Origin of the sequence: Iamia sp. SCSIO 61187 (genome assembly GCF_019443745.1) — a bacterium.
In the GTDB taxonomy this organism is placed as follows: domain Bacteria; phylum Actinomycetota; class Acidimicrobiia; order Acidimicrobiales; family Iamiaceae; genus Iamia.
Window position 1 is genome coordinate 2,213,515 of the sequence record NZ_CP050948.1, and the last position, 13,625, is coordinate 2,227,139.

Consider the following 13,625-nt stretch of genomic DNA (forward strand, 5'->3'; position numbering starts at 1 on the left):
ACCGCTGACCAGGGCGTGGGCCGCCGCGCCGCCGCGCGGGAGGGAGGGGGTGCGGCAAACCACACCGGTGTCATATGATCTGCGGCGATGACCTACCAGGTGCAGACCCCCGTCTACGACGGGCCCTTCGACCTCCTGCTGCACCTGATCCTCCGCGAGCAGGTCGACCTGTACGAGGTCTCGCTGTCGGGGTTGGTCGAGGCCTACCTGGCCGAGCTCGACAAGCTCGACGGCCTCGACCTCGAGATCGCCACCGAGTTCCTGCTCATCGCGGCCACGTTGGTCGAGCTCAAGGCCCGCCGCCTCCTCCCCGGCGACGCCGAGGTCGACCTCGACGACGAGCTGGCCCTCTGGGAGGAGCGAGACCTGCTCCTCGCCCGGCTGCTCGACTGCAAGACGTTCAAGGACGCCTCCCACGTCCTGGCCGGGCTCGCCGACACCGCCGCCCGCTCGTGGGCCCGCCGGGCCGGGCCCGAGGACCGGTTCCTCGACCTCACCCCCGACTGCCTCGACGGCGTCACCCCCGACGACCTGCGCTCGGCCTTCCTGCGGGCGACGGCCCCCCGGCCCGTGCCCCGGGTCGACCTCGAGCACGTCGCCCCGATCCGCCTCTCGGTCGCCGACGCCGTCGCCGAGCTCGTCGACGAGCTGCCCCGGGTGGGCACCATCGGCTTCCGGGCCCTGACGGCCTCGCTGGTCGAGCGGCTCGAGGTCGTGCTCCGGTTCCTCGCCGTGCTCGAGCTGTGCAAGCAGGGCCTGGTCGACCTCGACCAGGCCGAGCTCTTCGGCGACATCCGCATCACCTGGACCGGCGGCGCCGAGGACGACGACGAGCGGGGCAGCGTGCTCGCCGGCGCCGCCCGCAGCGTCGACGACTACGAGGGCTGATGGCCGACCTCCCGGCCGGGGCCCCGGCCGACCTGCCCGTCGAGACCCGTCGCGCCCTCGAGGCCATCGTGCTGGTGGCCCCCGACCCGGTCGAGCCGCAGATGCTGGCCCAGCTGCTCGAGATCTCCGTCGAGCGGGTCGAGCAGGCCTGCGCCGCCCTGGCCGCCGAGTACGAGGCCCAGCAGCGCGGCTTCGTCCTGGTGCGGGTCGCCGGCGGCTACCGGTTCCAGAGCCACCCCGAGGCCTCCCCCTACGTCGAGCGCTACGTCCTCGAGGGCCAGTCGGCCCGGCTGTCGAGCGCGGCGCTGGAGACCCTCGCCATCGTGGCCTACAAGCAGCCCCTCTCCCGGGCCCAGGTGGCGTCGATCCGGGGCGTCAACGTCGACGGCGTGATGCGCACCCTCACCCACCGCGGCCTCGTCGCCGAGGTCGCCCGCGACCCCGGACCCGGCCAGGCGGTCCTCTACGGCACCACCCCGCTGTTCCTCGAGCGGCTGGGGCTCGACTCGCTCGAGGACCTGCCGTCGATCGCCTCGTTCGTGCCCGGCGCCGACGTGGTCGAGGCCCTCGAGCACAGCCTACGGGTCACCCCCGACGACGACCCCGCCCCGGACGACCCCGCCCCGGACGACCCCCCCGAGCCCGACGACGAGGCCGCCACCGATCCGACGGGACCCGAGGCGGCCGAGGACGTCGACCTCACCGCCCTGGGCGACGCCCAGGACTGGGAGGACCCCGATGCCGGAGGCGTCTGACCCCGACCAGGGCCGCATCCGGCTGCAGAAGGTCCTGGCCCAGGCGGGCATGGGCAGCCGGCGGGCCTGCGAGGAGCTGATCGCCGACGGCCGGGTCACCATCGACGGCGAGGAGGCGATGCTGGGTGACCGGGTCGACCCCGAGGTCTCGGTGGTCGAGGTCGACGGCGTGCCCATCGGGATCCGGCCGGGGTCGGTGTACTACCTGCTCAACAAGCCGACGGGGGTCGTCACCACCGCCGACGACCCCCAGGGCCGGCCCGTCGTGGTCGACCTGGTCCCGGAGACCCCGCGCGTGTTCCCGGTCGGCCGTCTCGACCTCGACACCGAGGGCCTCCTGCTGCTCACCAACGACGGCGACCTCACCCACCGGCTGACGCACCCGTCGTTCGGCGTCGAGAAGGAGTACCTGGCCGAGGTCGAGGGGACGCCCGGGCGGGGGGCCCTGCGCCGGCTGCGCGAGGGCGTCGAGCTCGACGACGGCCTCACCGCCCCCGCCACCGTCGGCACCGTCGGCCCGTCGGTCCTGCGGATCGTGATCCACGAGGGCCGCAACCGCCAGGTCCGCCGCATGTGCGAGGCGGTGGGCCACCCCGTGCGCCGGCTGGTGCGCACCCGCATCGGCCCCGTCACCGACCACTTACTGGCCCCCGGGGCGTGGCGGGAGCTCACCCAGGCCGAGGTCCGCGCCCTGGAGCGGGCCGCCGCCGAGTCCGCCACCGACGAGGGGTGACCCGGTCGGGGTCGCGATGGCGGGGCCCGGGGGACCGCTTCGGTAGGGTCGACGGATGGCCCCTGCGGTGCGAGCCCTCCGGGGCGCCACGACCGTCGACGTCGACACCCCCGACCACATCGAGGAACGCGTCGTCGCCCTGCTCGACACCCTGATCGAGCGCAACGGCGTCGACCACGAGGACCTCATCAGCATCCTCTTCACCGCCACCGAGGACGTGGTCAGCACGTTCCCGGCGACCGCCGCCCGCAAGAGCGGGCTGGGCGACGTGCCCCTGATCTGCGCCCGCGAGCTGTCGATCGAGGGGGGCACGCCCATGTGCATCCGGGTCATGGTCCACCTCACCACCGAGCGCACCCGCGACGAGCTGCACCACGTCTACCTCGAGGGCGCCCGCGGCCTCCGCGACGACCTGCCCGACTGAGGTGGACGACCCGCGGCCGATCACGCCGCTGGCGGCACCGCCGGCCGGTGTCGAGGTGCGGGTCCCGGGCGGGCGCAGCGTCACCAACCGCGCCCTGGTGGCCGCGGCCCTGGCCGAGGGCACCTCGGTGCTCCGGGGCGCCGGCCTGAGCGACGACAGCGAGGCCATGATCGACTGCCTCCGGGCGCTCGGCGCGACCGTCACCGTCGCGGGCACCGACGTCACCGTCGTCGGCGTCGCCGGCCGGCCCCAGGGCCGCACCGAGGTCTTCACCCGGCTGTCGGGGACCACGTCCCGGTTCGTCACGGCCGTGGCCGCCCTCGCCGACGGCCCGGTGCGGATCGACGCCCTGCCACCCATGCGGGCCCGCCCCATGGGCGACCTGGTCGACGCCCTGCGGGGCCTCGGTGTCACGGTCGACGAGCACGGCGAGCCTGGCCACCTCCCGCTCACGGTGGCCGGGCCGATCGCCGGGGACCGGGTCGCGGTGCCGGGCACGATCTCCAGCCAGTACACCTCCGGGCTGCTGCTCGCAGGTGGTGCCCGGATCGGCGGGCTCACGGTCGAGCTCGGGACCGACCGCCTCGTCTCGGCTCCCTACGTCGCCATGACCACCCAGGTGATGGAGGCGTTCGGGGTCGTCGCCGAGGCGACCGCGGCCGGGTTCGCGACCCGGGGCGGGGGCTACCGGGCCTCGGACTTCGACGTGCCCGCCGACGCCGCCACCGCGGCCTACCTCCTCGCCGCCGCGGCCGTCACGGGGGGCACGGTGACGGTCCCCGCCCTACCCACCGCCGACCTGCAGGCGGACGTCGAGCTGGTCGACGTGCTGGGGGCCATGGGCTGCACGGTGTCGTGGTCGGGTCGCGACGTGACCGTCACCGGGCCGGCCCGAGGGCGGCTGACCGGCGGCCGGACGTTCGACCTCACCGCCTTCTCGGACATGGCGCCCACCGTCGCCGTGCTGGCTGCCTTCGCCGACGGGCCCGTCGAGGTCGCGGGCGTCGGCTTCATCCGGGGCAAGGAGACCGATCGCATCGCCGCCTCGGTGGCCGAGCTGCGGCGGATCGGCGTCGCCGCCGACGAGACCGACGACGGCTTCGTCGTGTGGCCCGGCGGTCGCCCGGAGGGGGTCGACCCCCACGGCGCCGTCATCGAGACCTACGACGACCACCGCACGGCCATGTCGTTCGCCCTGGTCGGCCTGGTCGTCCCCGGCATCTCGATCAGCGACCCGACGGTCGTCGGCAAGACCCACCCCGGGTTCTGGGCCGACCTCGACCGTCTCCGCCCGTGACCCCCACCTCCTGCGTCACCCGCGGGAGGTTCTCCTGTCGGTGACGCAGGAACGCGTCGGGGTGATCAGCCGAGGGGGACGATGCGGTCGAGGACGTCGAAGGTGAGGCGCTCGTCGACGCCGGGCCGGCGGCTCACCAGCTGCCAGTCGGTGGTCGGGAGGGCGGGGAACCAGGTGTCGGCGTCGGGGACGTCGAGGGCGATGGTGGTGCGGTGGACCCGGGCCACGAGCGGGAGGAGGGCGTCGTAGAGCGTCGCCCCCCCGGCCACCACCGGATCGGGGTCGGTGTCGAGGGCCACCGCCAGGCCCTCGTCGGGTGACCCGGCGGCGGTCACGGTGGTCGGCAGGTCGGGGAGCGGTGACCGGGACACGACCACGATCCGCCGACCCGGCAGCGGGCGGCCGATCGACTCCCAGGTCAGGCGGCCCATGACCAGGGTGTGGCCCATGGTGACCCGCTTGAAGTGGGCCATGTCCTCGGCCGCGTGCCACGGGAGGCCACCGTCGCGGCCGATGGCCCCGTCGCGGGCGACGGCGACGACGATGCTCGTCCCGCCCGGGCCGCTCGCCGGCTCGTCCACGCCGTCAGACGGCGACCGGGGCGGGCAGGGCCGGCGCCGGGTCGTAGCCCGAGATCACGATGCTCTCGAGGCTGAAGCCGTCGATCTCGGTGACGGCGGGGTCGAGGGTGAGGCGGGGGAGCGGGCCCGGCCTGCGGCCCAGCTGGGTCAGGGCCTGCTGGTGGTGGTTGGCGTAGAGGTGCACGTCGCCGAAGGTGTGGACGAACACGCCCGGGCGCAGGCCGGTCACGTGGGCGACCATGTGGGTCAGCAGGGCGTAGGACGCGATGTTGAACGGCACCCCCAGGAACACGTCGGCCGAGCGCTGGTAGAGCTGGCACGACAGCCGCCCGTCGCCGGTGACGTAGAACTGGAACAGGGTGTGGCACGGCGGGAGGGTGACGGCCTCGGACTCGGCCGGGTGCCAGCCGCTCACGATCAGCCGGCGCGACGTCGGGTCGGTGCGGATCCGATCGACGACGCGGGCGATCTGGTCGACGCCGTCGTCCGCGAAGGTCCCGTCGGGGCGGACGGTCGCCCCGAAGTTCCGCCACTGGTGGCCGTAGACGGGACCCAGGTCGCCCTCGGCCCGGCCGAAGCGCGCCGCCTGCTCGGCGGTGGCCCACTCGTCCCAGATCGTCACGCCCCGCTCGTTGAGCCAGCCGTTGTCGGTGCGGCCCTGGAGGAACCACAGCAGCTCGACCACGATCGAGCGGAGGTGCACCTTCTTGGTCGTGAGCAGCGGGAACCCGTCGGCGAGGTCGTAGCGGGACTGCCACCCGAACAGGGAGCGGGTGCCCACGCCGGTGCGGTCGGGGCGGTCCTCCCCCTCGTGCAGCACGGCGTCGAGGAGGTCGAGGTACTGGCGCACGACCCCCGATCCTACGGCCGCGGCCGGGCCCGGGAGGGACCCCGGGCGCGCCGACCACTACGGTCCTCCCTTCGTGAGGATCATCGCCATCGACGGTCCGGCCGGGTCCGGGAAGTCCACCATCGCCCGCCGGCTGGCGAGCCGCCTGGGGCTCCAGTACCTCGACACCGGGGCCATGTACCGCGGGGTCACCTTCGCCGCCCTCCGGCGGGGGATCGACCCCGCCGACGCGGCCGACGTGGCCCGCATCGTGCGCGAGGTCGAGCTCGACGTCGGCCTCGACACGGTGACCGTCGACGGCGTCGACGCGACCATCGAGATCCGGGGCCCCGAGGTGACCCGGGCCGTCTCGCTGGTGGCCGCCAACCCCGACGTCCGGGCCGACCTGGTCCGCCGGCAGCGGGAGTGGGCCGCCGAGCGGGGGGGCGGGGTGCTCGAGGGCCGCGACATCGGCACCGTGGTGTTCCCCGACGCCCAGCTCAAGGTGTACCTGACCGCCCGCCCCGAGGTTCGGGCCGACCGCCGGTCCAAGGAGGTGGCCGACCTCTCCTACGAGGCGGTCGCCACCGACCTGGCCCGCCGCGACGCCCTCGACCAGGGACGGGAGACCTCGCCGCTGGCCGAGGCCGAGGGCGCCCTGGTGGTCGACACCAGCGACCTCACCATCGACGAGGTGGTCGAGGCCCTCGTCACCAAGGTCGGCGGGTGAGCAGCGAGCCGGCCGGTCCGGCCGAGCCCGTCGTCCCGACCGACGGCGACGTCGGTGCCACCGCCGCCGACGCCGGGACCACCCGCCGGGAACGGCGGGCGCTGGCCCGGGCCGAGCGTCGCAGCGGTGCCGTCATCCGCCTCGACCCGCCGGGGTTCGGCGAGCGGCTCCTGTACGGGGTCATCCGCGGCGCCCTGGTCGCCTTCGCCCGGGTGTGGCTCCGCGTCGAGTACCGGGGCCTCGAGCACGTCCCCACCGACGGGCCGTTCATCCTGGCGCCGGTCCACCGGTCGAACATCGACTTCCTGCTGGCTGCCGGGTGCGCCCGCCGCCGTCAGCGCTTCCTGGCCAAGGACACCCTCTGGGTGCCCGGCTTCGGGCGGCTGTGGTCGGCCCTGGGCGGGATCCCCGTGGCTCGGGGCACGGCCGACCGGGAGGCCCTGCACGCCTGCCAGGCCGTGATCGAGCTGGGCGAGCCCCTGGTGATGTTCCCCGAGGGCACCCGCCAGGAGGGGCCGGTCGTCGAGGAGCTGTTCGACGGGCCCGCCTTCGTCCAGGCCCGCACCGGGGTCCCCATCGTCCCCGTGGGCATCGGTGGCTCCGACCGGGCGATGCCCAAGGGGGCCAAGTACATCCGCCCGGTGAAGGTCGTCGTCGTCGTCGGCGAGCCCCTCCCGGCCCCGCAGATCGAGGGGGCCAAGGCCCGGCGGGCGTCGGTCCGGGCCCAGACCGCCGAGCTCAAGGGCCACGTCCAGGCCCTCTTCGACGAGGCCCAGCGCCGCGCCGGCACCCCCAACTGATGTCTCAGTCACTCGTTCGCTGGCGCTCTCTCGGCGAAGCGAGTGACCGAGACGTCGTCAGCCCCGCGCCAGCTGGACGCCGAGGAGGACGGCGGTGAGGGCGGTGAGGCCGGCGACGGCGCCGGTGGCGGCGAGGACCGAGCGGGTGCGGGTCGTGGCGTGGACGCCGGCGCTGACGCCGGACGCGGCCACGACGAGCAGCTTCACGCCCAGGGTCACGTGGTAGGCGGTGGTCCGGTCGCCCACGTCGACCTCCAGCAGGTTCCAGATGCCCGTGAGCACGAGCACCCCGTAGGCCGGCCAGGCGAGGCGCCCGAACGCCCGGGCGACCGTGCGGGCGGCGTCGTCGCCCATGCCCCGGAGGGTGGGCACCAGGCCGGCCAGGACGACCTGCCCGCCCACCCAGACGCACGCGGCCAGGACGTGGAGGGTCAGCCGGACCGTGTCGATCGTGATCGGGAGCATCGCCCGATCATGGGCGATGGCGACCGTCAGGTCAGAGTCCCGCCCCGCCGGCGCACCCGCGGCCGGGTGAGCTCCTTGCTCACCAGGTCGCCGACGGCGCCGTCGAGGCGGGCCACGGCGACGGCGAGGGCCACGCAGGCCACGGCGCCGACGACGGCCAGCGCCGGCAGGGCGTCGAAGGCGGCCTCGTCCCGGCGCAGCAGCACGATGCCGGCGCCCACGAGGAACAGCCCGACGGCGGCGCCCTTGACGTCCCAGCCCCGGTTCCACCCCCGGCGATCAACGGACACGGTGCACCTCCACGTTGCCGATGCCGACGTCGAGCCGGACGACCACCGTCGGGGCGGGGCCCGGCCGGGTCGCCACGTCGTCCATGAGGGCGGGGCCGGCGTCGCGCCCGATGGGCCGGATCTCGTCGTCGCGGGGGATCGGCACGCTGGCCCACCCCCCGGCGACTCGGGCCTGGATGTCCACCACCCCGGCGCGCACGTCGGCGTCGGGGACCTTGACGATCACCCGGCCCACGCCCACCTTGGCCGTGACACCCATCGGCCGCGGGCTCTCGGTCAGGTCGATGGTGAGGCTCCCGGCGGCCATCTCGTAGGACGCCAGGCCCTCGGTGGGCCGCTCGGTGGTCCACCGGGGTCGCTGGTCGAGGTCGGTGCCTGACCACCAGCAGGCGGCGAGCACGACGACGAGCACGCCGGCCACGACGACGGCGCCGGTCGGCAGCTGTCCGGACCGGGCGTCGACCACGGCCCGGGCACCGAGGGCGATGACCGCCAGCGTGATGGCGGTCGTCGGGGCCGCCCACCCGACGACGACCGTCGCCACCAGCCCGACCAGGACGACGATGGTCACGATCCCGGGCAGCTCCTCGGCCGGGAGCCGGGACCGGATGGCGGCCCAGCCCGCCGGCCGGGCGACGGCGGGAGGAGGGTCGTCGGCCGTGACCGGCCGGGGATCGGCGGAGGGAGACGTGGCCGCGGTCACCCCGAGAGGTTCGGGGCGCCGTCGTGGATCCCTGCCGCGCCGGCGGTCATCCCCCGAGAGCACGGATGGTGCCAGGAGGCCGCGCGGTTTGGTGACCATCCCCTGGTCGGGGTGGTGGCTCGCGTTTCATAGCGAGTGCGCCCAACAACCAGACCAGGGGAGGTCGAGTCCATGATGCGCGCGCTCGATCCTGAAGTCAGCGACGCTGTGTTCGTCACGGTCGAATGGCTGGTGCCTCCAGCACCGAAGCGTCGCCAAGGTGGTGGCCGGCGCCGGGTCCCAGACCGGGTGATCTTCCGGGGCCTGATGATCCGCCTCGTCACCGGAGTGGCGTGGGAGACCGTCGAGTTCTTGCTTCACCACGAGGTCTCCGACACCACCCTGCGCGCCCGCCGCGACGAATGGGTTCGGGCCGGTGTGTTCAACCGGCTCATGGCCCAAGCGCTGCGCGCCTATGACAAGGTCATCGGTCTCGACACCACCGACGTGGTCATCGACGGCAGCCACCACCCCGCCCCCTGCGGAGGCGAAGGAACCGGCATCGCCCCAGGTAACAAGGGTCGTCTGGCCTGGAAGTGGAGTACCGCGGTGGAGGCCGCCGGCATCCCGTTGGGCTGGGCCCTCGACGGCGGCAACCGCAACGACTACCGCATGCTCGAGCCCACCCTTGATGTCGTGACCACCGGGCCCACCGCCCGAGCCATCGGCACCCTCCACCTCGACCGCGGGTACGGCTACCCATCGCTTCCCGACCGTCTCGCCGGCTACGACATCTCCGAGTTCAACGCCCTGTGGCGCAACAAGCCCGGCCAAGGCGCCGTGGCCTTGGTCGGCTTCGGCAAACGATGGACCGTCGAACGCACCCACTCCTGGCTCACCAACTACGGACAGCTCCGCCGCAACACCGACCGCCGCACAGAACACCGCCACGCCGCCCTCTGCCTAGCCATCGCGTTCCTCATCACCGCCAAGCTGATCGACCACCGCAACCAGCACTACCGACCTATCCGCTGAGCCTCCAGGCACCATCCGTGGCGCGGCTCCTACAGGGTGGAGAGGACGTCGCTGGCGGGCAGGCCCCGGTCGTCGGCCGGGGGGCGGTCGGGCAGCGAGCCGCCGAGGGTCAAGGTGGCGACCACGTCGATGGCGGCGACCAGGTCCCGCAGGTTGCGGGGCGGGGGGAAGTACTCGTCCTCCTCGGTGACCCGCACCGCCTCGGCCGTCGCCTTGGTGTGGCCGAGGCGCTCGATGACGGCGTCGACGAGCTCCTCGTAGGCCGACGCCCCGGCGGTGATGCCGACGGTGCCGGTGAGGTCGTCGGGCAGCTCGTCGGCGCTGTTGACCCGGAAGACCCGGGGGCACCCGGCCTCGGCGGCCAGCTTGGCCAGGGCCATGGTGTTGGACGAGTTCGACGACCCGATGACGACGATGGCATCGCAGCGGGGGGCCATCTCCAGCAGGGCGGTCTGGCGGTTGGTCGTGGCGAAGCAGAGGTCGCTGCGGCCCGGGACCCACATGTCCGGGAACCGCTCCACCGTGGCGTCGCGCAGCCCCGACCAGTCGCGGTGGCTGAGCGTGGTCTGGGCCAGCATCGCCACCGGCTCCTCGAAGGCGGGGAGGGCGGCCACCTCCTCGAGCGTCTCGACCCGGTGGATGTTGGCGGGGGCGACGGCCATCGTGCCGACGGCCTCCTCGTGGCCCTCGTGGCCCACGTAGACGATCTGGTAGCCCTTGCCGGCCCGGACCTTCACCTCGTGGTGGACCTTGGTCACCAGCGGGCACACGGCGTCGACGACGTAGCCCCCGCTCTGGCGGGCGGCGGCCACGACCTCGGGGGCCGAGCCGTGGGCCGACAGCATCACCGGCCGACCCGGCGGCACCTCGGCGATGTCGTCGACGAACACCACGCCCTGGTCGCGGAAGCGATCGACCACCAGCTTGTTGTGGACGATCTCGTGGTAGCAGTACACCGGCGGCTCGAAGGCCCGCACCATCCAGGCCAGCGCCTTGATCGCCATCTCGACGCCGGCGCAGAAGCCCCGCGGCTCGGCGATCAGCACCCGGTCGACGTCCATGGGCCCAGCCTACGAGCGGACCCGCCGACCGGTGCCAGGCACCGGTCGGCGATCGCCCGAGGGCTAGAAGAACTGGGGGAGGGTGGGGGAGCCGGCGAAGGCGGCGCGCAGACCGCTGACCTGGGCCTCGGTCGCCCCGCCGAGACGCCCCTCGGTGAGGAGCTGGGCCGGGTCGAGGTGGCCCGAGTAGAGGGCGGCCAGGTCGGTGCCGGCGATCTCGACCGCTCCGGAGCCGCCCGGCGCGCACGTGGCCGCGCCGTCGGCGACCCGCAGCACCCAGTCACCACTGACGGGGTCGTCGGGGACCTGCGACGGCGCGGTGACGCTCAGGTGGACCTCGAGGTCGAGGCCGGCGGGCCAGCCCCGGGCGGCCACGGCGCCGGGCAGGTCGAGGATCCGCAGCATCCACGGCCAGTCCTCGAGGGTGGGGATGCGGGACGCCTGGGGCACGTGCCGGGCGAGGAGGGCGCCGGGGAGGGTGGTGCGGACCCGGTCGCCGGTGGTCCCGTTGGCACCGAAGAAGGCCAGGGCATCGGTCAGGCCGGGTCCGTCGACGCCCACGACGAGAGCGGCGTCGAGGTCGAACAGCGCCCGCTCGCCCTTCTGGTGGCCGTAGGACACCACCGCCACCGGGGAGCCGGCACGCCGGCCCACCCACGTCCAGGTGACCGTGCCCGATGCCGTGCGGCGCCGGGCCCACGACCGCCACCACCGGTCGGGCGGCACGATCCACCCGTCGCGACCGGCGGCGCACGCCGCGGCCACCTCGGCCACGGCGGGGTCGGCGGGGTCGATCGGCTCCCACGCCACCTCGCCGGTCGGGCGGGGCAGGTCGGCGACGGCGACGGCCCGCTGGGCCCACCACCCGGCGATCTCGTAGCCGACGCTGCGGTAGAGCGACGCTGTGGTCGGGTACAGCGCGCTGATGGGCTCCCCCCGCTCCCGTCCGGCGGCCGCCGCCTCGGCCAGCATCCGGCGGGCCAGCCCCGAGCCCCGCTGGTCGGGGGCGACCATCACCCCGGCGATGCCGCTGCAGGGCACGGCACGCCCCCCGAACCACTGCTGGTAGCGGTAGACGGCGGTGGTGCCGACCAGGCGGCGGCCGCGGTAGGCGGCCACGGTGTCCTCCAGCGCGGCGGCCCGGTCCTCGACCGTCAGCTCGAGGCGAGGGCCGCCGAAGGAGTGGGCGCCGAGGTCGGCGACCTGATCGAGGTCCCCCGGGTCGAGCGTGCGGATCTCCAGCGCTGCGGTGTCGGCCACGGGCGCACCGTACCGATGCGGACCCCCGGGACGAGGTCCGGTTCTGAGCCAGGAACGAGCCGTGGGTGGCCGGTCCCTGGCTCAGAACGAGGTGGGTCGGGCCGGGTTCCGTTCTGGGCCAGGAGCGAGCCGTGGGTGGCCGGTTCCTGGCTCAGAACGGGGTGGGTCGGGCCGGGTTCCGTTCTGGGCCAGCAGCGAGCCGTGGGTGGCCGGTTCCTGGCTCAGAACGGGGTGGGTCGATCGAGCCGGCGTCGCACGAGGATCCGGGCCGCGGGGATCTCGTCGCTCCCTCGTACACTTGTGCGGTCATGTCCTCGCCCCGCGTTGTCGCCGTCGCGCCCGGATCGCCGGCCCACCGGGCCGGCGTCGTCGTCGACGACGAGGTGATCGCGGTCGACGGCGAGGCGCCCCGCGACGTGATCGAGTGGCGCTGGCTCACCGACGAGGCCGACCCGGTGCTCGACGTCCGCCGGGGAGGCCTGGAGCTGACCGTCGAGGTGCCCAAGGCGGCGGGGGAGCCGCTCGGGATCGAGGTTCACTCGTCGCTGTTCGACCAGGTCCGCACGTGCGACAACCACTGCGAGTTCTGCTTCATCTACCAGCTGCCGCCGGGGATGCGGAAGAGCCTCTACCTCAAGGACGACGACTACCGGCTGAGCTTCCTCTACGGGAACTTCACCACCCTCACCCGCTTCACCGAGGCCGACCTCGAGCGGGTCGTCACCGAGGGCATCAGCCCCCTCAACGTCAGCATCCACGCCACCGATCCCGAGGTGCGGGCCGCGATGCTGCGCAACCGGCGGGGCGCCACCAGCCTGCGCTGGCTGCGGGCCCTGCTCGACCACGGCGTCGAGGTCCACGGCCAGGTCGTGTGCTGCCCCGGGGTGAACGACGGACCCGTGCTGGCCGACACCCTCGCCGGCGTCCTCGACCGCTACCCCGAGCTGGCCTCGCTGTGCGTCGTGCCGCTCGGGGTGAGCCGCCACAACCCCGAGCCCCGGATGCGCCCGACCACGCCGGCCGAGGCCGCCACCGTCGTCGACGTCGTCCACGCCGCCCAGGAGCGCTTCCTGCGGGTCCTCGGCCGGCGCCTCGTGTTCGCCGCCGACGAGTACTACCTGCTCGCCGACCGCCCCTTCCCCGAGCCCGACGCCTACGAGGGCTTCGCCATGCACGAGGACGGCATCGGCATGGCCCGCACCTTCGAGGCCGAGTTCCGCGGCGAGCTCGAGGGGACCGGTGGCGTCAAGGACGGCTTCTTCTCCTGGGCCGACGCCGCCGAGACCGGGAGGACCACGCGCTACGAGGCGGCCGGCGACCTGGGTGCCCCGGCCGAGGGGTACCGGGCCGTCCGCTGCGGCGAGGTCGGCCCCGAGCCCGCGGCCGCCCCCGCCTCACCTCCGGCGACGGCGGTCTCGCTCCGCCCGACGCGGCCCCGCCCCGACGCCCCCGTCGGCGTGCTGACCAGCCCCTACGGCGCCCGCGTCGTGGCCCCCCTCCTCGCCGAGACCGGTCGCACCGACGTGCGCGCCGTCCCGGTCGAGAACCGGTACTTCGGCGGCAACGTCGCCGTCACCGGCCTGATGGTGGGCGAGGACCTGGCCCGGACGCTCGCCGCCGAGCCCGCCGGCCACCGCTACCTCCTGCCCGACGTCTGCCTGTCGGGCGGCCGGTTCCTCGACGGCACCACGCCCGAGGACCTGCCCCGCGCCGTCGAGGTCGTCCCCACCGACGGTGCCGCCCTGCGGCGGGCCCTGACCGCCCCCGCCCTGGCCGGCGCGTCCCGATGAGAGCT

General features: G+C 74.4%; 16 protein-coding genes. 9 read left to right on the plus strand and 7 right to left on the minus strand.

Features of this window, described 5'->3' with window-relative positions; translation table 11 throughout:
- Positions 1-87 precede the first annotated feature (87 nt).
- From HC251_RS10640 to aroA, 5 genes are read left to right on the plus strand one after another with little or no spacing between them, the layout of a single operon-like run.
- Positions 88-888, plus strand: coding sequence for a ScpA family protein (locus HC251_RS10640; protein ID WP_219945265.1), 801 nt, complete (start codon positions 88-90; stop codon positions 886-888).
- A complete protein-coding gene (gene scpB / locus HC251_RS10645) occupies positions 888-1,643 on the plus strand; it encodes an SMC-Scp complex subunit ScpB (protein ID WP_219945266.1) in 756 nt (251 codons plus the stop codon). Before HC251_RS10640 ends, scpB begins: the two co-directional genes overlap by 1 nt.
- Complete coding sequence (locus HC251_RS10650; protein ID WP_255566678.1) at positions 1,627-2,376, plus strand: pseudouridine synthase; 750 nt, start codon at positions 1,627-1,629, stop codon at positions 2,374-2,376. The genes scpB and HC251_RS10650 overlap by 17 nt, the downstream gene beginning before the upstream one ends.
- 55 nt (positions 2,377-2,431) lie before the next feature.
- The gene (gene aroH / locus HC251_RS10655; protein ID WP_219945267.1) at positions 2,432-2,800 is read left to right on the plus strand and encodes a chorismate mutase; all 369 of its coding nucleotides are present in this window, start codon (positions 2,432-2,434) and stop codon (positions 2,798-2,800) included.
- Position 2,801: 1 nt separating this feature from the next.
- Positions 2,802-4,097: a 3-phosphoshikimate 1-carboxyvinyltransferase gene (aroA, locus tag HC251_RS10660; protein ID WP_219945268.1), complete on the plus strand. Its 1,296-nt coding sequence runs from the start codon at positions 2,802-2,804 to the stop codon at positions 4,095-4,097.
- A gap of 65 nt (positions 4,098-4,162) precedes the next feature.
- On the opposite strand, the gene HC251_RS10665 is transcribed toward aroA, so the two are convergent.
- A complete protein-coding gene (locus HC251_RS10665) occupies positions 4,163-4,678 on the minus strand; it encodes a dihydrofolate reductase (protein ID WP_219945269.1) in 516 nt (171 codons plus the stop codon).
- A 4-nt stretch (positions 4,679-4,682) separates the two neighbouring features.
- Positions 4,683-5,528 (minus strand): thymidylate synthase, encoded by an 846-nt coding sequence (locus HC251_RS10670; RefSeq protein ID WP_219945270.1) that lies wholly within the window; start codon positions 5,526-5,528, stop codon positions 4,683-4,685.
- A 73-nt stretch (positions 5,529-5,601) separates the two neighbouring features.
- On the opposite strand from HC251_RS10670, the gene cmk reads away from it, so the two are divergent.
- Entirely contained in the window at positions 5,602-6,237 is a 636-nt protein-coding gene (gene cmk, locus HC251_RS10675) for a (d)CMP kinase (protein WP_219945271.1), read from the plus strand.
- A complete protein-coding gene (locus tag HC251_RS10680) occupies positions 6,234-7,037 on the plus strand; it encodes a 1-acyl-sn-glycerol-3-phosphate acyltransferase (protein WP_219945272.1) in 804 nt (267 codons plus the stop codon). The genes cmk and HC251_RS10680 overlap by 4 nt, the downstream gene beginning before the upstream one ends.
- Before the next feature lie 57 nt (positions 7,038-7,094).
- Here HC251_RS10680 and HC251_RS10685 read toward each other — a convergent pair whose 3' ends face one another.
- Genes HC251_RS10685 through HC251_RS10695 form a run of 3 tightly spaced genes read right to left on the minus strand, consistent with a single transcriptional unit; the run spans position 7,095 to position 8,495 of the window.
- Positions 7,095-7,502, minus strand: a complete 408-nt coding sequence (locus HC251_RS10685) for a hypothetical protein (RefSeq protein ID WP_219945273.1) — start codon at positions 7,500-7,502, stop codon at positions 7,095-7,097.
- Between the two features lie 26 nt (positions 7,503-7,528).
- Entirely contained in the window at positions 7,529-7,792 is a 264-nt protein-coding gene (locus HC251_RS10690; protein WP_219945274.1) for a hypothetical protein, read from the minus strand.
- Positions 7,782-8,495 carry a hypothetical protein gene (locus HC251_RS10695; RefSeq protein WP_219945275.1) on the minus strand — a complete coding sequence of 238 codons (714 nt, stop codon included), beginning with the start codon at positions 8,493-8,495 and terminating at the stop codon, positions 7,782-7,784. Before HC251_RS10695 ends, HC251_RS10690 begins: the two co-directional genes overlap by 11 nt.
- A 174-nt stretch (positions 8,496-8,669) precedes the next feature.
- On the opposite strand from HC251_RS10695, the gene HC251_RS10700 reads away from it, so the two are divergent.
- Positions 8,670-9,509: an IS5 family transposase gene (locus HC251_RS10700; protein WP_255566721.1), complete on the plus strand. Its 840-nt coding sequence runs from the start codon at positions 8,670-8,672 to the stop codon at positions 9,507-9,509.
- Between the two features lie 29 nt (positions 9,510-9,538).
- On the opposite strand, the gene ispH is transcribed toward HC251_RS10700, so the two are convergent.
- Both ispH and eis read right to left on the minus strand, forming a co-directional pair.
- The gene (ispH, locus tag HC251_RS10705; protein WP_219945276.1) at positions 9,539-10,570 is read right to left on the minus strand and encodes a 4-hydroxy-3-methylbut-2-enyl diphosphate reductase; all 1,032 of its coding nucleotides are present in this window, start codon (positions 10,568-10,570) and stop codon (positions 9,539-9,541) included.
- 63 nt (positions 10,571-10,633) lie between these two features.
- On the minus strand, positions 10,634-11,830 hold the full coding sequence (gene eis, locus HC251_RS10710) for an enhanced intracellular survival protein Eis (RefSeq protein ID WP_219945277.1): 1,197 nt from the start codon (positions 11,828-11,830) through the stop codon (positions 10,634-10,636).
- 308 nt (positions 11,831-12,138) lie between these two features.
- On the opposite strand from eis, the gene HC251_RS10715 reads away from it, so the two are divergent.
- Complete coding sequence (locus tag HC251_RS10715; protein ID WP_219945278.1) at positions 12,139-13,620, plus strand: DUF512 domain-containing protein; 1,482 nt, start codon at positions 12,139-12,141, stop codon at positions 13,618-13,620.
- Positions 13,621-13,625: the final 5 nt, after the last annotated feature.